This is a genomic window from Vibrio sp. 2CM40D, from assembly GCF_023161825.1.
In the GTDB taxonomy this organism is placed as follows: Bacteria; Pseudomonadota; Gammaproteobacteria; order Enterobacterales; family Vibrionaceae; genus Vibrio; species Vibrio alginolyticus.
In genome coordinates this window covers 399,880-418,977 of the sequence record NZ_JALNTL010000001.1, presented here as the reverse complement: position 1 = coordinate 418,977, position 19,098 = coordinate 399,880, and the positions used below count along the sequence as shown (strand labels likewise).

The 19,098-nt window shown below is 45.0% G+C and carries 17 protein-coding genes; 15 read left to right on the top strand and 2 right to left on the bottom strand.

Translation table 11 applies throughout. From position 1 onward, the window contains the following. Window positions 1–97 precede the first annotated feature (97 nt). Together glnD and map are read right to left on the bottom strand one after the other, a co-directional pair. Window positions 98–2,722, bottom strand: a complete 2,625-nt coding sequence (gene glnD / locus MTF70_RS01970) for a bifunctional uridylyltransferase/uridylyl-removing protein GlnD (RefSeq protein WP_017636037.1) — start codon at window positions 2,720–2,722, stop codon at window positions 98–100. A gap of 108 nt (window positions 2,723–2,830) precedes the next feature. After that, window positions 2,831–3,709: a type I methionyl aminopeptidase gene (gene map, locus MTF70_RS01965; protein ID WP_005380326.1), complete on the bottom strand. Its 879-nt coding sequence runs from the start codon at window positions 3,707–3,709 to the stop codon at window positions 2,831–2,833. A 384-nt stretch (window positions 3,710–4,093) separates the two neighbouring features. Between map and rpsB the strand changes: the two genes are divergently transcribed. The 15 genes from rpsB to rnhB all read left to right on the top strand — a co-directional run bounded on the left by rpsB (window position 4,094) and on the right by rnhB (window position 19,051). Beyond that, entirely contained in the window at window positions 4,094–4,822 is a 729-nt protein-coding gene (rpsB, locus tag MTF70_RS01960) for a 30S ribosomal protein S2 (RefSeq protein ID WP_005380327.1), read from the top strand. A gap of 132 nt (window positions 4,823–4,954) precedes the next feature. Then, window positions 4,955–5,800: a translation elongation factor Ts gene (gene tsf, locus MTF70_RS01955; protein WP_005380328.1), complete on the top strand. Its 846-nt coding sequence runs from the start codon at window positions 4,955–4,957 to the stop codon at window positions 5,798–5,800. A gap of 147 nt (window positions 5,801–5,947) precedes the next feature. Then, window positions 5,948–6,673, top strand: coding sequence for a UMP kinase (pyrH, locus tag MTF70_RS01950; RefSeq protein ID WP_005380329.1), 726 nt, complete (start codon window positions 5,948–5,950; stop codon window positions 6,671–6,673). 100 nt (window positions 6,674–6,773) lie between these two features. Beyond that, the gene (frr, locus tag MTF70_RS01945) at window positions 6,774–7,331 is read left to right on the top strand and encodes a ribosome recycling factor (RefSeq protein ID WP_005380330.1); all 558 of its coding nucleotides are present in this window, start codon (window positions 6,774–6,776) and stop codon (window positions 7,329–7,331) included. A gap of 96 nt (window positions 7,332–7,427) precedes the next feature. Further along, entirely contained in the window at window positions 7,428–8,183 is a 756-nt protein-coding gene (locus MTF70_RS01940) for an isoprenyl transferase (RefSeq protein ID WP_005380331.1), read from the top strand. A 12-nt stretch (window positions 8,184–8,195) separates the two neighbouring features. Continuing rightward, window positions 8,196–9,038: a phosphatidate cytidylyltransferase gene (locus tag MTF70_RS01935; RefSeq protein WP_005385351.1), complete on the top strand. Its 843-nt coding sequence runs from the start codon at window positions 8,196–8,198 to the stop codon at window positions 9,036–9,038. A gap of 50 nt (window positions 9,039–9,088) precedes the next feature. Further along, window positions 9,089–10,294: a 1-deoxy-D-xylulose-5-phosphate reductoisomerase gene (ispC, locus tag MTF70_RS01930; RefSeq protein WP_005385353.1), complete on the top strand. Its 1,206-nt coding sequence runs from the start codon at window positions 9,089–9,091 to the stop codon at window positions 10,292–10,294. Next, complete coding sequence (gene rseP / locus MTF70_RS01925; RefSeq protein WP_005380334.1) at window positions 10,294–11,652, top strand: sigma E protease regulator RseP; 1,359 nt, start codon at window positions 10,294–10,296, stop codon at window positions 11,650–11,652. Before ispC ends, rseP begins: the two co-directional genes overlap by 1 nt. Before the next feature lie 44 nt (window positions 11,653–11,696). Beyond that, window positions 11,697–14,111 carry an outer membrane protein assembly factor BamA gene (gene bamA, locus MTF70_RS01920; RefSeq protein WP_042521413.1) on the top strand — a complete coding sequence of 805 codons (2,415 nt, stop codon included), beginning with the start codon at window positions 11,697–11,699 and terminating at the stop codon, window positions 14,109–14,111. A 13-nt stretch (window positions 14,112–14,124) separates the two neighbouring features. Beyond that, a complete protein-coding gene (locus MTF70_RS01915) occupies window positions 14,125–14,634 on the top strand; it encodes an OmpH family outer membrane protein (protein WP_005391804.1) in 510 nt (169 codons plus the stop codon). A 6-nt stretch (window positions 14,635–14,640) separates the two neighbouring features. Further along, complete coding sequence (gene lpxD, locus MTF70_RS01910) at window positions 14,641–15,672, top strand: UDP-3-O-(3-hydroxymyristoyl)glucosamine N-acyltransferase (RefSeq protein ID WP_042521415.1); 1,032 nt, start codon at window positions 14,641–14,643, stop codon at window positions 15,670–15,672. Between the two features lie 232 nt (window positions 15,673–15,904). Beyond that, window positions 15,905–16,357: a 3-hydroxyacyl-ACP dehydratase FabZ gene (gene fabZ / locus MTF70_RS01905; RefSeq protein WP_005380349.1), complete on the top strand. Its 453-nt coding sequence runs from the start codon at window positions 15,905–15,907 to the stop codon at window positions 16,355–16,357. A 1-nt stretch (window position 16,358) separates the two neighbouring features. Then, window positions 16,359–17,147: an acyl-ACP--UDP-N-acetylglucosamine O-acyltransferase gene (lpxA, locus tag MTF70_RS01900; protein ID WP_005380357.1), complete on the top strand. Its 789-nt coding sequence runs from the start codon at window positions 16,359–16,361 to the stop codon at window positions 17,145–17,147. 119 nt (window positions 17,148–17,266) lie between these two features. Beyond that, entirely contained in the window at window positions 17,267–18,406 is a 1,140-nt protein-coding gene (gene lpxB, locus MTF70_RS01895) for a lipid-A-disaccharide synthase (protein WP_053306717.1), read from the top strand. Window positions 18,407–18,415: 9 nt separating this feature from the next. After that, complete coding sequence (gene rnhB / locus MTF70_RS01890) at window positions 18,416–19,051, top strand: ribonuclease HII (RefSeq protein ID WP_005380361.1); 636 nt, start codon at window positions 18,416–18,418, stop codon at window positions 19,049–19,051. Window positions 19,052–19,098 lie beyond the last annotated feature (47 nt).

Sequence of the window (19,098 nt, the reverse complement as noted above, 5' to 3'; positions counted from 1 at the left end):
GCCTATGTATGAGCTAGATAGCTGATATTTAGCCAAAATGCTTAACTTGTGGGCAAGATCGCTCTCGCCCTGAACCGAAAAGATTGGCAGGTTTTATCTAAGCTGCGACCTCATCAGATAACTTTTCGATCAATCTCTCTCTTAGCTCATCTTGCTGTTCTTCACTTAATCTTCCTCCTGCATCACTGGTTAAAATAAACAAGTCTTCTGCTCGCTCACCAATTGTGGTGATTTTGGCACCGTGAAGGTTGATATTTAAATCAGCAAACGTACGGCCTACTTTGGCCAACAGCCCTGGTGTGTCTAGCGCGACAAACTCCATTAAAGTGTGTTTTTTACCTTTGGTTGGTAAGAAGTCGACTTTGGTTTTCACATTAAAGTGCTGAAGTTTGTTCGGAGTACGGCGCGTTTTAATCTTGGTTGGTCGGCCCGCCTCCAGTACATGGGTGAGGTGTTTAATCACCGCCGCGTGACGAGACTCATCGATCGCTTCGCCATGTTGATCGAGTACCATAAAGGTATCAATCACGTGCCCATCTTTGCTGGTCATGATTTGCGCGTCGTGTACATTAAAATTACGCCTATCTAACTCCGCCACGACCGTCGCAAATAAAGCAGGCTGGTCTTTCGTATATACAAACACCTCAGTGCCGCCACGAGTGGCTTTTTTACTGATCAAGACCAAAGGCTTAGTCGGATCTTCCATGCGAAGTAAGTGTTCACAGTGCCACGCGATTTGCGTATGAGTATGACGAAGGAAGTAGTCAGCTTTAAAGCGTTGCCACAATACTTCAATTTCGCGCGCGGCAAACCCCTCTTTGCGCAGCATTGCGGAGGCCATTTGTTGATTGTGGCGAATTCGCTCACGTACATCGACAGGGTTCTCTAGCCCTCTGCGTAAAGCACGTTGTGTGGAGTAATACAGCTCTGCAAGTAAAGTTCGTTTCCAAGCATTCCAAAGTTCTGGGTTGGTTGCACAAATATCTGCAACTGTCAGGCATACAAGATAATCGAGAGATTCTTCGTCTCTGACTTTTTTGGCAAACTCGGTAATGACATCGGGATCATAAATGTCTCGGCGCTGTGCGGTGACAGACATTAATAGATGATGTCTTACCAACCAAGCGACAAGTTTCGCTTCGGGCTTCGATAAGCCATGCTCAATACAGAAGTCGTACGCTTCTCCTTCACCGATAATCGAGTGATCGCCGCCACGACCTTTCCCGATATCATGGAAAATAGCGGCAATAATCAGCAGCTCTTTCTTTTGCATCCGTGGGTAGACGTCACAGCAAATAGGGTGCTTCGCATGATTTTCTGGGTCACTAAAAGTGTTGATGTGTTTAAGTAAGCGAATACTGTGCTCATCAACCGTGTAGGCGTGGAATAAGTCAAACTGCATTTGACCAACAATCTGACTCCATTGCGGTAAATAGGCCGCCATAACCCCTAATCGGTGCATGAGGCTGAATGCTTTGTGCAGAGCATTAGGGTGACGACATAACGCCATGAACTTTTCACGTGCAGCAGGAATAGTGTGCAAAAACTTGTTGAGCCGACGGCGAGCGGTGCGCAGTTGACGCAGCGTTGGTGGGCTCACCCCTTCAATAGTTGAGTCGTTAGCAATATGTAAGAACATATCCAGAATAGTTTCTGGGCGAGCTTGGAACAATGCGGGTTTCCGCGCTTCAATTAAAGAACCGCGACGTTGAAAGTCCGTATCGAGAATCTCGGCACTTTCTGTCGCCCCACCATTAATGATCGCTTGGTCAAAGAGTTTGAGTAGCATTTTATTGAGCTCTGCCACACGACGAAGCGTGCGGTAGAACTCTTTCATCATCATTTCTACGCCTCGGTTGCCTTCTCCGACGTAGCCTAGGTTTTCCGCAACTTGTGCTTGATGAGCAAAGGTCAAGCGGTTGTCATAGCGGCGAAGCTCCATGTGCAGAGCGAAACGTACTCGCCAAAGGAAGTCCTGACATTCAACCAATTCTCGGTATTCTGCGTCAGTTAAAAATCCGTATCGGCTCATTTCCAACAATGAAGTAGCACCAAAGTGACGTCGAGCGACCCAGCTTAATGTATGAATATCGCGCAGCCCGCCAGGGGTTGATTTAATGTCCGGTTCTAAGTTGTAGGTCGTGTCGTGGTAACGTGCATGGCGTTCGCGCTGCTCTTGAATTTTAGCGCGGTAAAACGTCTCACTTGGCCAGAAGGAGTCTGATAACACGACTTTCTTCAGTGCCTGAAAGGTGTCCTCGCTTCCACACAGCAGTCGCGCTTCTTGCAGGTTTGTCGCGACCGTTAGATCGGCTTTACCAATTTCAGCACATTCAGTAACGGTGCGAACAGCGTGTCCGACCTCGAGTTTTAAATCCCACAACAGCGTAATGAATTCGCTGATTTTTGCTTCTAACGCGGTTGGCAGTTTATTGTTCGACAGAATCAAAATATCGATATCGGAGAGCGGATGCAGCTCGCCTCGTCCGTAGCCACCAACGGCAACTAGGGAAATGTTGTAAATATCCTTGAAACCAAAATGTTGCCACAAACGATTGAGAAGCAGATCCATATATTCAGCTCTGGCTAAAACCAAGCTTGTTACCGGATGATGATTGAGAAACTCTTGGTTTTGATTAGAGCTAAACTTCTCTAATTCTTGTTTGAGTTCACCGATATTGATTTGTTCATCGGAAAAGGTAAGAGGGGACTGAAGTGTCATATTTGCCATCCGTGCAAGCTAATCTAATAACAATCTAACAAATTTGCGGCAGATAAAAAATATCCCCGCCGAAGCAGGGATATAGTAAACAACGAGTGGTCGTCAGCTTTACGCGTTTTTCATTAGGCGAGGAATCGTATCGTCGCTACGAAGCGTCAGTACTTCACAACCTTCTTTTGTTACAACAATGGTATGTTCCCATTGCGCAGAGTTCTTGCCGTCGCCCGTGTAAACAGTCCAGTCATCTTGTGCATCAACAGAGCAACCAAATTTACCTGCGTTAATCATCGGCTCAATAGTAAAGCACATGCCTTCTTTTAATACGCGGCGGTCTTTGTTCTTGTAATGAACCACTTGTGGTTCTTCATGGAACTCATCGCCGATACCGTGGCCACAGAAGTCTTTCACAATAGAAAACTTGTTGCGAGGATTGTTCTTGTTATTCTCTTTGATGTACTTCTCGATAGCTGTACCGATGTCACCAACCGTTGAACCTGGCTTAACGGTACGCATACCAACGTACAGTGCTTCTTGAGCTACCATGCACAGACGTTTGTTTGCAGGCGAAACATCACCGACTAGGAACATCTTAGAAGTGTCACCATGGTAACCCTGAGGACGCACGCTCAGATCGGCATTCTCATCATTTGGAACGATTACGGTAATATCAACGTTTAAGATGTCACCATCTTTTAGTACCGCCGGCTTCATTTGGCCGTTGCTACCGATTTCGTCTTTTTCCGCTGGAATACCGTGGCATACGATATGGTTGATTGAAGTACAGATCGACTTAGGGAAACCATGGTAATCAAGCGGAGCAGAGTATGCGCCTTTTTCTAGAGCGTACTCATGACAGATTTTGTTTAACTCTTCTGTCGTCACACCAACTTTGATGTGTGGTTCGATCATTTCTAGAATCTCTGCGGCTAGCTTGCCCGCAATGCGCATGCGTTCTATTTCTTCAGCAGTTTTAATCTTGATTGACATTGGCTTTCTCTACTTATTCCTAAGCACGTAAACGTGCGAATGGCCGCATTCTATCAGACATCGGGGCGTTAACCCAAGTTAGATAGGAATATGCATCATTCTTAATTCGATCATATGTTTAAAGTTTTGCTTATAAATAGGAGAAAGTGGCTCGGTGAAGAAATAATTTTTACTAGCCACAGTGAGCTAAAATATGGTATAAAGCGCGCCGGAATAGAGGACTGTTCTCTTCGTTTAGCAAAGTTAAGCGGCGAAGCAAGCTTCATCCGAATAACCTTTTATCTTTAAATCACACACATTCCGTCACATATTCCGGGGTGCTGAGCAGAAGCTTGGTCGGAGTTATGGGGAATGTGGAGGCCTAACCCCATAGAGGATTTTAAAATGGCAACTGTATCAATGCGCGATATGCTAAAAGCTGGTGTTCACTTCGGTCACCAGACTCGTTACTGGAACCCAAAAATGAAGCCATTCATCTTTGGCGCTCGTAACAAAGTTCATATCATCAACCTAGAAAAAACTGTACCAATGTTCAACGACGCTCTAGCTGAACTAGCTAAAGTTGGCGAGAAGAAAGGTAAGGTTCTATTCGTAGGTACTAAGCGCGCTGCATCTGAAGCTGTTAAAGAAGCTGCAATCGCAAGCAACCAGTTTTACGTAAACAACCGCTGGTTAGGCGGTATGCTTACAAACTACAAAACAGTTCGTCAGTCTATCAAGCGTCTAAAAGAACTAGAGACTCAATCTCAAGACGGTACTTTTGACAAACTAACTAAGAAAGAAGCTCTAATGCGTACTCGCGAAATGGAGAAGCTAGAGAAATCTCTTGGTGGTATCAAAGACATGGGCGGCCTACCAGACGCTCTATTCGTAATCGACGCTGATCACGAACACATTGCAATTAAAGAAGCTAACAACCTAGGTATTCCAGTATACGCTGTGGTAGATACTAACTCTAACCCAGACGGCGTTGACTACGTAATCCCAGGTAACGACGACGCGATCCGCGCTGTACAGCTATACCTGAACGCTGCTGCTTCAGCAGTATCTGAAGGTCGTAACAAAGACGTAGCTGCAGTTGCTGAAAAAGACGGTTTCGTAGAAGCTGAATAATAGCGGCTCTGTGTCACACTTGGTCTATGTGAAACCTTTGTGTAGCATAAACTAAGTTATAGTTAGCAATGGGGGCCGACAATGTTAGGCCCCTGTTTTTTACCTTATTTCGAATCAAACGAGGAAGACAGAATGGCAACTGTAACTGCTGCTCTAGTTAAAGAACTTCGCGAGCGTACTGGCGCTGGCATGATGGAATGTAAGAAAGCGCTTGTAGAAGCAAACGCTGACATCGAACTAGCAATTGAAAACATGCGTAAATCTGGCGCAGCGAAAGCAGCTAAGAAAGCTGGTAACGTTGCAGCTGAAGGCGCAATCATCATCAAAGAAGAAAACGGCGTTGCTGTTCTTCTTGAAGTTAACTGCCAAACTGACTTCGTTGCTAAAGACGGTAACTTCACTGCATTCGCAGAAGAAGTCGCAGCTGCAGCTCTAGCTTCAAAAGCTTCTGTTGAAGAACTACAAGCACAATTCGAAGACGCACGTGTAGCTCTAGTAGCTAAAATCGGTGAAAACATCACTATCCGTCGCGTAGAATACGTTCAAGGCACTGCAATCGCTTCTTACCGTCACGGTGAGAAAATCGGTGTTGTTGTTGCTGGTGAAGGCGACGCAGAAACTCTTAAGCACGTTGCAATGCACGTTGCTGCTTCTAAGCCAGAGTTCGTTAACCCAGAAGACGTACCAGCTGACGTAGTAGAAAAAGAGAAAGCGGTTCAAGTTGAAATCGCAATGAACGAAGGCAAGCCTGCTGAAATCGCTGAGAAGATGGTTGTTGGCCGCATGAAGAAATTCACTGGCGAGATCTCTCTAACAGGTCAAGCTTTCATCATGGAGCCTAAGAAAACTGTAGGCGAAATGCTGAAAGAAAAAGGCGCTTCAGTTTCTACGTTCGTTCGCCTAGAAGTAGGTGAAGGTATCGAGAAGAAAGAAGAAATGAGCTTCGCTGAAGAAGTTGCAGCAGCTCAAAAAGGTTAATCCTTAGAGACTGTATAAAGATTAGACCGTAGCCAAGGCTGCGGTCTTTTTATGAGCAGTGAACGATTAGCCGTGATGAATAGCCATAACTGAAGTTGTGTCTATTCATGACTGTTAATCAACAACTCTCTTTGGAAGGTAAACTCCATGACTACGAACCCTAAACCAGCGTATCAACGTATTCTATTAAAACTGAGTGGTGAAGCTCTTCAAGGTGAAGACGGTTTTGGTATTGATCCTGCGGTCCTTGATCGTATGGCACAAGAAGTTAAAGAACTGGTTGAACTGGGTGTTCAGGTTGGTGTAGTTATCGGTGGCGGTAACTTGTTCCGTGGTGCAGGCCTAGCTGAAGCTGGTATGAACCGCGTAGTTGGTGACCACATGGGTATGCTTGCTACAGTAATGAATGGCCTAGCGATGCGTGATGCTCTTCACCGTGCATACGTAAATGCGCGCGTTATGTCTGCAATCCCTCTAAAAGGCGTATGTGACGACTATAATTGGGCTGATGCGATCCGTGAGCTTCGCCAAGGCCGAGTTGTCATCTTCTCTGCTGGTACTGGTAACCCGTTCTTTACAACGGATTCTGCTGCTTGTTTACGTGGTATCGAAATTGAAGCGGATGTCGTACTAAAAGCGACGAAAGTTGATGGTGTATTTACTGCTGACCCTGTAGCAAACCCAGACGCAGAGCTGTATGATAAGCTATCTTATGCAGAAGTTCTGGATAAAGAGCTGAAAGTTATGGACTTGGCGGCGTTTACGCTAGCTCGTGACCACAAAATGCCAATCCGCGTATTTAATATGAACAAGCCAGGCGCACTACGTCGCGTGGTAATGGGCGAAGCAGAAGGCACGCTCATCAACGAATAAGCTTGGCTTAAGGTGCCACTCCAAAGTGTTAGGGTGGTGCTTGCTTTGCTCAACCGTTTTAGGCTTTCTTCAGGAAAGATGACATTTTTAAGGTGAAACTGTGATTAACGAAATCAAAAAAGACGCGCAAGAGCGCATGGATAAAAGCGTTGAAGCGCTTAAGAACAACCTTTCTAAAATTCGTACAGGTCGTGCACACCCAAGCCTACTATCTGGTATTTCTGTAGAATACTACGGTGCAGCAACACCTCTAAACCAAGTAGCAAACGTTATTGCTGAAGATGCACGTACACTTGCAATCACGGTTTTTGATAAAGAGCTGACGCCGAAAGTAGAAAAAGCGATCATGACGTCTGACCTTGGTCTAAACCCTATGTCAGCTGGCACTATCATCCGCGTTCCACTTCCACCGCTAACGGAAGAACGTCGTAAAGACCTAGTTAAGATCGTCCGTGGTGAAGCTGAAGGTGGTCGTGTTGCTGTTCGTAACATCCGTCGTGACGCAAACAACGATCTTAAAGCGCTTCTAAAAGATAAAGAAATCTCTGAAGATGAAGACCGTAAAGCACAAGACGAAATTCAAAAGCTAACTGACGTTGCAGTTAAGAAGATCGATGAAGTTCTTGCTGCAAAAGAAAAAGAGTTGATGGAAGTTTAATACTCCCACACACATCACTGTTGGAAAACGCTGTGCTCACAGCTCAGCGTTTTTTTATGTTAGTCTATCCAACTGATGGAACTCAATTAACTCCCTATGCAAAATTCTCAAGCCTTCTCTGATTCCCTTCCTAAGCATATTGCCATCATTATGGACGGTAATGGCCGTTGGGCTAAGTCCAAAGGAAAACCTCGCGTATTTGGTCATAAAAAAGGCGTTAGTGCCGTTCGTAAGACCGTGGCTGCTGCTTCAAAACTAGGCATTAGAGCCATGACGCTGTTTGCTTTTAGTAGTGAAAACTGGCGTCGTCCGGAGGAAGAAGTGGGTCTTTTGATGGAACTGTTTATCACGGTCCTGTCTAGTGAAGTAAAAAAACTACACAAAAATAACTTACGGTTGCGCGTGATCGGTGATACCAGTCGATTTAGTGAGCGTCTACAAAAGAAAATTGTAGAAGCAGAAAACCTAACGGCAGATAACACGGGTATGGTGATCAACATTGCAGCCAACTATGGCGGTAAATGGGACATCACAGAAGCTGCTAAAACGTTAGCGCTAAAAGCACGTAACGGTGAAATTCGTGTAGAGGATATCAATGAGCAGCTAATCACTGAACATTTGACCATGGCAGACCTACCGGAAGTGGATCTTTTAATTCGCACCAGTGGAGAGTGCCGAATCAGCAACTTTATGTTGTGGCAAATGGCTTATGCAGAAATGTACTTTACACCAGAGTACTGGCCAGAATTCGATGAAGACAGTTTGGTAGAAGCTGTAACTTGGTTTATCAACCGAGAACGTCGTTTTGGCTGTACAGGTGAACAAATAAAGGCATTGATGGCAGCTCAATAAGGACTAGTTAGTTTGAAACAGAGAATAATAACAGCACTAATTTTAGCTCCCCTGGTTATTTTAGGCATTTTTAAATTACCGCTAATGGGCTTTATTGCCGCTTTAACTGCAATAACGCTATTAGGTTTTTGGGAGTGGACTCAGTTTACAGGAAGCAACTCTCGCATTGCTGCCCTTGTGCCGGCAATCATTATTACCGGACTTAGTTTTCTATACATCTCGCCTGATGCATATAGCCTCAATCACTTAACGACACCTCATTATGTCGTCTTGGGTATTGGTTTTGTTTGGTGGATTATTGCTAGCTTAATGGCGATTACTTACCCCAAAACGACGAAATCTTGGCAAAGTAATTTTGTTTTACGTCATGTATTTGGTTTTCTGACATTAATCCCATTCCTTTGGAGTGTGATTATTCTCAGAGCGTATGACATCACTGTAGATCCATACCACGGCGCAAAGCTTGTGTTGTACGTTTGTTTCTTGGTATGGGCTGCAGATAGCGGCGCCTACTTTGCAGGCAAAAGCTTAGGCAAACGTAAGATGGCTCCTCATGTAAGCCCCAATAAAACCATTGAAGGGCTAATTGGTGGCATTATCACGGCATTAATCGTAGCGTGGGCATTTGCTGATTGGTTCGACATCCAGTTCACTAGCCCTGTCCATATGGTGCTGATTACGCTGGTTACTGTCGTTATTTCAGTGCTTGGTGATCTGGTTGAAAGTATGTTCAAACGTGTCTCAGGCATTAAAGACAGCAGTAACATTATCCCAGGGCACGGTGGTGTGCTAGATCGTATCGACAGCCTAACCGCAGCATTCCCAGTTTTTGCTCTTCTTTACTACGTATTCTAATTTATCAGGAGCGGCGTCGTCGCTCCTGAGCTTTCTAACGGTCTTACAACATGCAAAAGTTAACGATTCTTGGTGCTACTGGATCAATTGGTGCAAGCACGCTTAAAGTGGTCGAACAAAACCCAGATCTGTTTTCTGTCGTTGCCTTAGCGGCAAGCACTAACGTTGAAAAGATGATCGGTCTATGTCGTCAGTGGCAACCTAAGTATGCGGTCATGGCAGATAAAGCTGCGGCGTCTCAACTTCAAGCTGAGCTACACTCGGTTTCGCCAGGTACCGAAGTGCTAGGTGGTGTTGATGCGCTATGCCATATTGCTTCGCTGGACGAGGTCGACAGTGTAATGGCTGCTATTGTAGGAGCCGCTGGCTTATTGCCTACCATGGCTGCCGTGAAAGCAGGTAAGCGAGTCTTGTTGGCAAATAAAGAAGCACTTGTAATGTCAGGCCAGCTATTTATTGATGCTGTAGAAGAATTTGGCGCAGAGCTACTTCCCGTCGACAGTGAACACAACGCCATTTTCCAATGTTTACCACAGCAAGTACAAACCAATCTAGGTCGTTGCAATTTACAAGAACATGGCATTTCTCATATTTTGTTGACTGGATCTGGTGGTCCTTTCCGTTACACTGACATCGCAGAACTGGAGCAGGTGACACCCGCTCAGGCGATCGCTCATCCAAACTGGTCGATGGGGCCAAAAATTTCTGTTGATTCTGCCACGATGATGAATAAAGGCCTTGAGTATATCGAAGCTAAGTGGCTATTTAATGCTGCTCGCGAACAACTGAAGGTGGTTATTCATCCTCAATCTGTGATTCATTCTATGGTTCAGTATCGTGATGGTTCGGTCTTGGCACAAATGGGAGAAGCGGATATGGCGACGCCAATTGCGCTCACCATGTCATACCCGTCAAGAGTAGAAGCTGGGGTTAAGCCGCTAGACTTCACGAAAGTTGGTGAGCTGACGTTTTTGCAGCCTGACTTTGCTCGTTACCCATGTTTAAAACTCGCAATTGATGCTTGTTATGAAGGTCAACACGCAACAACGGCATTGAATGCAGCTAATGAAGTCGCTGTTGATGCATTTTTAAACAACAGACTAGGTTTTACCGATATTGCTCGCATCAATGAGTCTGTGTTGAATAAAATCAACGCAAGCTGCAAGGCTGAGAATGCGAATAGCTTGGAAAGCTTGCTCGAGCTAGATAGAATGGCACGAACTATTGCCCTAGAAACCATACGCGAGCGTAGCTGATGACTGGTATATTGTGGAATCTCATTTCTTTTATCGTCGCACTGGGCATTCTTGTTGCCGTGCACGAATTTGGGCATTTTTGGGTTGCTCGCCGTTGCGGCGTTAAAGTTGAAAAGTTTTCAATCGGTTTCGGCAAGTCTATTTGGAGTAAGGTAGGCAAAGACGGAACGGAGTACAGCATCTCAATGATCCCTCTCGGCGGCTATGTGAAAATGGTTGATAGCCGTGTCGATGAGGTGCCAGAACATGAGAAGCACCTAGCGTTTGATAAGAAGCCGTTATGGAAGCGAACCTCTATTGTTGCGGCTGGCCCCATCTTTAATTTTCTTTTCGCAATTTTTGCCTATTGGCTGGTATTTCTAATTGGTATCCCGGCTGTTAAGCCTGTAATTGGTGAAGTTACGCCCAATTCGATTGTTGCGGAAGCTGGAATTGAATCTGGAATGGAACTTAAATCGATATCTGGTATCAAAACTCCGGATTGGGAATCAGTAAATATGGGATTGATTTCTCATATTGGCGATGATTTGATGACGGTAACACTAACGTCAGCGAATGAAGTTGGTTCAGAAGTAACGAAAACGCTCGATTTACGTGAGTGGAAGTTCGACCCAGAAACTCAGTCAGCGATGCAGTCGTTAGGTTTTGCTCCGTATACACCGGAGGTGTATCGAGTTATCGAGCAGGTCTCGCAAGGTGGAGCGGCGGAAAAAGCCGGTGTGCTTCCAGGTGATGAGGTTGTCGCAATTGGTCAACAACGCGTAACCGAATGGAAGCAAGTGGTTGAAGCGGTTCGTTCTAATCCTGATACACCGCTTGAATTGACGGTGTTACGTCAGGGTTATGAGCAAACATTGACGCTGACGCCCGGTAGCCGTGAGCTAGCTAACAAAGAAGTCGTTGGTTTTGCAGGTATTGCACCTAAAGTCGCAGAATGGCCAGAAAGTTATCGCTTCGATCTTCAGTTTGGTGTATTCGAGTCAATAGGTAAAGCAGTAGACAAAACTGGCCAAGTCATTGGTTTGACAATCAGCATGCTTAAGAAGCTGATTGTTGGAGACGTTGGTCTGAATAATCTGAGTGGACCAATATCAATAGCCAAAGGCGCAGGCGCGACAGCAGATTATGGTTTGGTCTACTTTTTAGGTTTTCTCGCTCTAATTAGTGTTAACCTAGGTATTATTAATCTCGTTCCTTTACCAATGTTGGATGGCGGTCATTTGTTGTTTTTTGCAATTGAAGCAGTCATTCGACGTCCTGTTCCTGAGAAAGTGCAGGAAATGGGCTTTAGAATTGGTGGTGCGATCATCTTCTCGCTCATGGCGTTAGCGCTATTTAATGATTTTACTCGTCTGTGATAGTTCAGAGACAAAAGCAGTAGCAAGGAATAATTAGAACAAGTATGGCGATTAAGCGAATTCTATTTGCAAGTTTACTGGCGACCAGTGTATCTGCAAATGGAGCAGAGAACTTCGTAGTTCAAGATATTGAAATCGATGGATTGCAGCGTGTAGCACTGGGTGCTGCATTGTTGAAAATGCCTGTACGTGTCGGTGATACCATTGGCCAAGGCGATGTTGCAGAAATTATCCGCGCCCTGTATGCATCTGGTAACTTTGAAGATGTGAAAGTGTTGCGTGACGGTGGTGTTCTGATGGTTCAAGTCAAAGAACGTCCTACCATTGCAAGCATCTCTTTTTCAGGTAACAAAGCAATCAAGGACGAGCAGCTACAAGAAAACCTGAACGCGTCTGGCGTTCGTGAAGGTGAAGCGCTTGACCGCACCACGCTAAGCAACATTGAAAAAGGCTTAGAAGACTTTTACTACAGCGTAGGTAAATACAACGCAACAGTAAAAGCGGTGGTTACTCCACTACCACGTAATCGTTCTGACCTTAAGTTTGTCTTTACTGAAGGTGTGTCGGCAAAAATTCAGCAAATAAACTTTATCGGTAATGAAGTGTTCAGTGATGAAGAACTGCTTTCGCGCTTTAACTTAAATGTTGATGTGCCGTGGTGGAATTTCCTTTCTGATGAAAAGTATCAAAAGCAAGTCCTTGCAGGTGATATTGAAGCACTCAAATCATTCTACCTGGATCGTGGTTACTTAAAATTTAACGTTGATTCGACACAAGTTGCAATCTCTCCTGACAAGAAAGGGGTATACATTACTCTTGGTCTAGAAGAGGGCGAGGTTTACACCGTTAAGAACGTGAAGTTCCGTGGTGATTTGATTGGCGAGGAAGCGACGTTCGAAAGACTTGTGCCATTTGAAGACAATGAGACATACAACGGCTCGTTGGTTACTTCAATGGAAGAAGGGATTAAGCGTGTGCTTGGTGAGTCTGGTTATGCTTATCCTCAAGTGAATACCATTCCAGAGTTTGACGACGAGAATCAAGAAGTTTCTTTGGTCGTTAACGTAGACCCGGGTAACCGAATTTATGTTCGTGATATTCGCTTCACGGGTAATAACTCAACCAAAGATGAAGTCCTTCGTCGTGAAATGCGTCAGATGGAAGGCAGTTGGTTGAACTCGAAATCGATTGAAACGGGTAAAACTCGTCTAAATCGTTTGGGCTACTTTGAAAATGTTGAAGTACAGACGGTTCGAGTTCCTGGTAGTGATGATCAAGTTGACCTAGTTTACTCTGTCAAAGAAGCAAACTCTGGTAGTGTTAACTTCGGTGTTGGCTACGGTACAGAATCGGGTGTGAGCTTCCAGGTTGGCCTGCAACAAGATAACTTTATTGGTAGTGGTAACCGTGTTGGTATCAACGCGATGATGAATGACTACCAGAAAAACATCAGTCTAGATTACCGTGATCCGTACTGGAACTTAGACGGTGTAAGCTTGGGTGGTAAGGTTTTCTATAACGAATTTGAAGCTAAAGAAGCCAATATCGTTGACTATACCAACGAAAGCTATGGCGCGAGCTTAACGTGGGGCTTCCCATTCGATGAGTTGAACCGTTTTGAATTCGGCGTCGGTTATACGCACAACAAGATCGGTAACTTATCGCCTTACTTGCAGGTAGAGCAGTTCTTACGAGCACAAGCAGACAACATTGATTCTAGTGGAGCGTTGAACACAAACGACTTCGACTTCAATATCTCTTGGACACGTAATAACTTAAACCGTGGCTACTTCCCTACGGCAGGTAACCATCAGCGTGCATTCTATAAAATGACCGTACCTGGCTCTGACGTTCAATACTTCAAAATGCAGTACGATGTTCGTCAGTATGTGCCATTGACTAAAAAGCACGAGTTTACCCTCTTGTTCCGTGGCCGCTTAGGTTACGGTAATGGTTACGGTCAAACGGATGGTAACGATAACTTGTTCCCATTCTACGAAAACTACTACGCAGGTGGCTTTACATCGCTTCGTGGCTTTGGCTCAAACTCTGTTGGTCCTAAAGCAGTTTACCGTGATACATCTGGTTCAAACAATGGCGCAGATACAGCAACAGATGACTCTGTTGGTGGTAACGCCGTAGCGCTAGCAAGTGTTGAGTTGATTGTCCCAACACCATTTGCATCAGAAGAAGTACAAAACCAAATTCGTACCAGTATCTTCTTTGATATGGCAAGTGTTTGGGATACGGAGTTTGACTACCGCGATTCAGGTGCGGAATATGGTGACCGTTACTACTACGATTACTCAGATCCAACCAACTACCGCTCTTCTTACGGTGCGGCGTTGCAGTGGATGTCTCCAATGGGGCCACTAGTATTCTCACTAGCGAAACCAATTAAGAAATTTGATGGCGATGATGAAGAGTTCTTCACATTCACTATCGGTAGAACTTTCTAAAGAGGAAAATATTTTGAATAAAATGATCAAAGCGGCTGGGATTGGCCTTCTTGTACTGAGCTCTTCAATGTTTGCAAATGCGGCAGAAGCTGCACAAAAAATTGCTTATGTAAATACAGCTCAAGTTTTCCAAGCTCTTCCTCAACGTGAAGTTGTACTACAAAAAATGCAGAAAGACTTCAAAAGCAAAGCTGATGAACTGAAGTCAATCCAAGCACAAGCTAAAACAAAGATTGAGAAGCTACAACGTGACGGCGAGCTTTTGGGTCAAGACGAAGTTGAAAAGCTACGTATCGATATCGCGAAGCTAGACAGCGAGTACAAAGTGAAAGCACAAGCACTTGAAAAAGCAAGTGCGCGTCGTGAAGCTGAAGAAAAAGCGAAGCTTTTCAAAACGATTCAAGATGCAGTTAAGAAAGTCGCAGACAAAAATGGTTACGATCTTGTGATTGATATCTCTGCTTTGCAGTACGGCAAGCCAGAATACAATATCTCTGAAGACGTAATTAAAGCTCTAAAATAAGAAGTTATGAAGACATTAACATTAGCCGAATTGGCGACAATTACCGGGGGTGAACTGTTTGGTGACGAGTCTCTCGTTGTAAGCCGTGTTGCCCCAATGGATAAAGCACAAGAAGGTGATGTAACCTTCTTGTCTAACCCAAAATACGCAAAACACCTTTCTGAGTGCCAAGCTACCGTTGTTATGGTAAAGGCTGAGCATAAAGATCAATGCGTTGGAAATGCGTTAGTGGTTTCAGACCCTTATGTCGCATTTGCTCGTGTGGTTCAAGCGATGGATACCACACCAAAGCCGGCAAACGATATTGCACCAAGTGCTGTGATTGCCGCTGACGTTAAGATGGGTGAGAACGTTACAATCGGCGCTAACGCTGTGATTGAAACGGGCGTAGAACTCGGCGATAACGTAAGCGTTGGAGCTGGTTGTTTTATCGGTAAGAACGCCAAGCTAGGGAATAACACCAAGCTTTGGGCTAATGTCACTATCTATCATGAAGTGTCATTGGGTGATGACTGTCTCGTTCAATCGGGTACCGTCATTGGCTCTGATGGCTTCGGTTATGCGAATGACAAAGGCGAGTGGATCAAAATCCCTCAGCTTGGTTCAGTGCGTATCGGTAACCGCGTTGAGATTGGTGCTTGTACTACGATTGACCGCGGTGCACTCGAAGATACTATCATTGAAGACAATGTCATTCTGGATAACCAACTTCAAATCGCGCACAACGTGCAGATCGGATATGGTACCGTGATGCCTGGTGGTACTATTGTCGCGGGCAGTACAAAAATTGGTAAGTACTGCCAGATTGGCGGCGCGTCTGTTCTGAATGGCCATATCACTATCGCAGATGGTGTGGCGATTACAGGTATGGGCATGGTAATGCGCAGTATCGAAGAAAAAGGCCTTTACTCATCAGGTATTCCACTACAAACAAACAGAGAGTGGCGTAAAACTGCAACTCGAGTTCACCGTATTGATGAGATGAATAAGCGCCTGAAAGCGGTTGAAAAACAGCTGGAACAGAAAGAAGAAATTTAGAACAAGTTATCTTTCGCTCTGTATTTAACGTGAAAGCTAACAGGCTCTAGTTCCATATTCTGTACGAAGACTCGCGAAATGCGGGTCTTTTTCTTCTATAATGACGCGCTCTAAGTAGATTTAACTCCAAGATGGTGCGTATTTTGCTAGTATATTGCAAAGCGATTCGGCTTTACGACCTGTTGCCACGTTTGCCATCTTGGCGGCAAAAAATTGATATAGGAAGACGACTTTGACTACTGAAAAGAAAACGATGAACATCTCTGAAATTCAAGAGCTACTACCTCATCGCTACCCATTCTTATTGATCGACCGAGTGATAGACTTCCAAGAAGAGAAGTACCTTCACGCGATTAAAAACGTGTCGGTTAACGAACCTCAGTTCACAGGTCACTTTCCTCAACTACCAGTATTCCCAGGTGTTTTGATTTTAGAAGCAATGGCTCAGGCAACAGGCTTACTTGCATTTAAATCATTTGGTGCACCAACAGAAAATGAACTGTACTACTTTGCAAGCGTAGACGGCGCGAAATTCCGTAAACCAGTGGTTCCGGGCGACCAATTGGTTATTGAGGTAGAATTTCTGAAAGAACGTCGCGGCATTGCTGCATTTAGCGGTGTAGCAAAAGTTGACGGCGAAGTGGTATGTTCTGCAGAACTGAAGTGTGCTCGTCGAGAGTTTTAATATGATTCATGAAACCGCTAAAATCCACCCGGCAGCGGTGGTAGAAGAGGGCGCCAAAATTGGTGCTAACGTAACAGTAGGTCCTTTTACGTACATCACCTCTACGGTTGAAATTGGTGAAGGCACAGAAGTGATGTCTCACGTTGTGATCAAAGGTCACACGACTATTGGCAAAGATAACCGTATTTTCCCACATGCTGTCATCGGCGAAGAAAACCAAGACAAAAAATACGGTGGTGAAGACACAACTGTGGTTATCGGTGACCGTAACGTCATTCGTGAAGCGGTCCAAGTTCACCGCGGCACAGTGCAGGACAAAGCAACCACGATCATTGGTGATGACAACTTATTGTGTGTGAATGCACACGTTGCGCATGATGTTGTTATTGGTAACCACACTCATATCGGTAATAACTCGATTCTTGGTGGTCACGTTACTGTTGATGATTATGCCGGTGTGATGGCACTGTCTGCGATTCATCCGTTTTGTACAGTGGGCGCTTACGCTTACATTGGCGGCTGTTCAGCTGTGGTGCAAGATGTCCCAGCTTATGTACTCGCGCAAGGTAACCACGCTACTCCATTCGGCTTGAACCTTGTTGGCTTGAAGCGTAATGGCTTTGAGAAACCAGAGATTCGTGCGCTACAAAAAGCGTATAAAGAAATCTACCGTTCAGGTAAGACGCTAGAAGAAGTGAAGCCTATTCTGGCTGAAATGGCTCAAGAGTGGCCGGCTGTGAAGCGTTTCTCAGATATTCTGGAAACGACGGAACGTGGCATTATTCGTTAATTGGCGAATGAACCAATAAATAAAAAGATCGTGACCGAATTTGAGGTTACGATCTTTTTGTGTTTTATGGATAAGGCAAACCGTTATCCATAGCGCACAGGAAAAATAGCGAAGTAGATATGGAAAGACCATTACGTATTGGCATCATTGCCGGAGAATTGTCTGGCGATACGCTAGGTGAAGGCTTTATCAAAGCAGTAAAGCAGCAATATCCAGACGCAGAGTTCGTAGGCATTGGCGGTCCGAAAATGATAGCCCAAGGTTGCGAGTCTCTGTTTGATATGGAAGAGCTTGCGGTGATGGGATTAGTCGAGGTTTTAGGCCGCTTACCGAGACTTCTTAAAGTGAAAGCTGAGCTCGTTCAGTATTTTACTCAGAATCCGCCTGATGTTTTCATCGGGATCGATGCTCCTGACTTCAACTTACGCTTGGAGCTTGACCTCAAGCAAGCGGGCATTAAAACCGTTCATTACGTGAGTCCGTCTGTTTGGGCTTGGCGTCAGAAGCGCATCTTTAAAATAGAAGCGGCAACGAACTTGGTGCTAGCATTTCTTCCGTTTGAGAAAGCGTTTTACGACAAATTTAATGTACCTTGCGAGTTCATTGGTCATACCTTGGCTGATGCCATCCCACTAGAATCAGAACAAGCGCCTGCACGTGAGTTGCTTGGTTTAGAACAAGATAAAAAGTGGCTTGCTGTCCTGCCAGGCAGTCGTGGTAGCGAGTTAAAAATGCTCTCAGAGCCATTTATTGAAACCTGCAAGTTACTCCATAACAAATTTCCAGAACTGGGGTTTGTTGTCGCGCTTGTTAATCAAAAACGCCGTGAGCAGTTTGAACAAGCATGGAAAGAGCTAGCGCCAGAGTTGGACTTCAAGTTAGTTGATGACACCGCACGCAACGTCATCACCGCATCCGATGCTGTGATGTTGGCCTCCGGTACCGTAGCGTTGGAGTGTATGCTTCTCAAGCGTCCAATGGTGGTGGGTTATCGTGTGAATGCATTTACTGCTTTCTTAGCTAAACGTCTATTGAAAACGAAGTATGTGTCATTGCCGAATATCTTGGCGGATGATGAGCTCGTCAAAGAATATCTACAAGATGAGTGCACACCAGACAATTTGTTTACTGAGGTTTCTCGCTTATTGGAAAGCGACAATAAACCGATGTTAGATAAGTTTACGGAAATGCATCATTGGATCCGTAAAGATGCGGATCAACAAGCCGCAAACGCGGTTCTAAAACTGATTGAAAAATAGAGATTTATCATGGCTGTTAAACCAAAAGCGACCAAAACCAAAGTTGAACTCCCTCCGTTTGAATATCCGCAAGGTTACCAGCTTGTGGCCGGAGTCGACGAGGTAGGACGTGGTCCTTTGGTGGGAGACGTCGTCACCGCTGCGGTTATCCTTGATCCTAACAATCCTATTGAAGGGTTGAACGATTCGAAAAAATTGACCGAAAAGAAACGCATGGCGTTGCTTCCTGAAATCAAAGAAAAAGCATTGGCGTGGGCGGTCGGGCGTTGTTCTCCTGAAGAAATCGATCAACTGAATATTTTGCAGGCGACTATGGTTGCGATGCAGCGTGCAGTGGCGGGGTTACAGGTTCAACCTGATTTGGTGTTGATTGATGGTAACCGTTGTCCGGAGCTGCCAATGGATGCTCAAGCTGTAGTAAAAGGCGATCTACGTGTTGCCGAAATCAGTGCGGCTTCAATTATTGCCAAAGTCGTGCGTGACCAAGAGATGGAAGAGTTGGATAAACTTCATCCACAATTTGGCTTCGCGAAGCACAAAGGTTACCCAACTAAAGCGCACTTTGAAGCGATTGAGCAACACGGAGTGATCAGTGAACACCGCAAGAGTTTCAAGCCAGTAAAAAAAGCGTTAGGCATAGAATAATCAAACGATCTAATTGGTGTTATAAACCCAACCTCTTTAGGTTAGAA

What these genes read in the sequence shown, in the direction of transcription:
- glnD (WP_017636037.1), bottom strand. Translation starts at nt 2,722, where the DNA reads ATGACACTTCAGTCCCCTCTTACCTTTTCCGATGAACAAATCAATATC.
- map (WP_005380326.1), bottom strand. Translation starts at nt 3,709, where the DNA reads ATGTCAATCAAGATTAAAACTGCTGAAGAAATAGAACGCATGCGCATT.
- rpsB (WP_005380327.1), top strand. Translation starts at nt 4,094, where the DNA reads ATGGCAACTGTATCAATGCGCGATATGCTAAAAGCTGGTGTTCACTTC.
- tsf (WP_005380328.1), top strand. Translation starts at nt 4,955, where the DNA reads ATGGCAACTGTAACTGCTGCTCTAGTTAAAGAACTTCGCGAGCGTACT.
- pyrH (WP_005380329.1), top strand. Translation starts at nt 5,948, where the DNA reads ATGACTACGAACCCTAAACCAGCGTATCAACGTATTCTATTAAAACTG.
- MTF70_RS01940 (WP_005380331.1), top strand. Translation starts at nt 7,428, where the DNA reads ATGCAAAATTCTCAAGCCTTCTCTGATTCCCTTCCTAAGCATATTGCC.
- ispC (WP_005385353.1), top strand. Translation starts at nt 9,089, where the DNA reads ATGCAAAAGTTAACGATTCTTGGTGCTACTGGATCAATTGGTGCAAGC.
- rseP (WP_005380334.1), top strand. Translation starts at nt 10,294, where the DNA reads ATGACTGGTATATTGTGGAATCTCATTTCTTTTATCGTCGCACTGGGC.
- bamA (WP_042521413.1), top strand. Translation starts at nt 11,697, where the DNA reads ATGGCGATTAAGCGAATTCTATTTGCAAGTTTACTGGCGACCAGTGTA.
- lpxD (WP_042521415.1), top strand. Translation starts at nt 14,641, where the DNA reads ATGAAGACATTAACATTAGCCGAATTGGCGACAATTACCGGGGGTGAA.
- lpxA (WP_005380357.1), top strand. Translation starts at nt 16,359, where the DNA reads ATGATTCATGAAACCGCTAAAATCCACCCGGCAGCGGTGGTAGAAGAG.
- lpxB (WP_053306717.1), top strand. Translation starts at nt 17,267, where the DNA reads ATGGAAAGACCATTACGTATTGGCATCATTGCCGGAGAATTGTCTGGC.
- rnhB (WP_005380361.1), top strand. Translation starts at nt 18,416, where the DNA reads ATGGCTGTTAAACCAAAAGCGACCAAAACCAAAGTTGAACTCCCTCCG.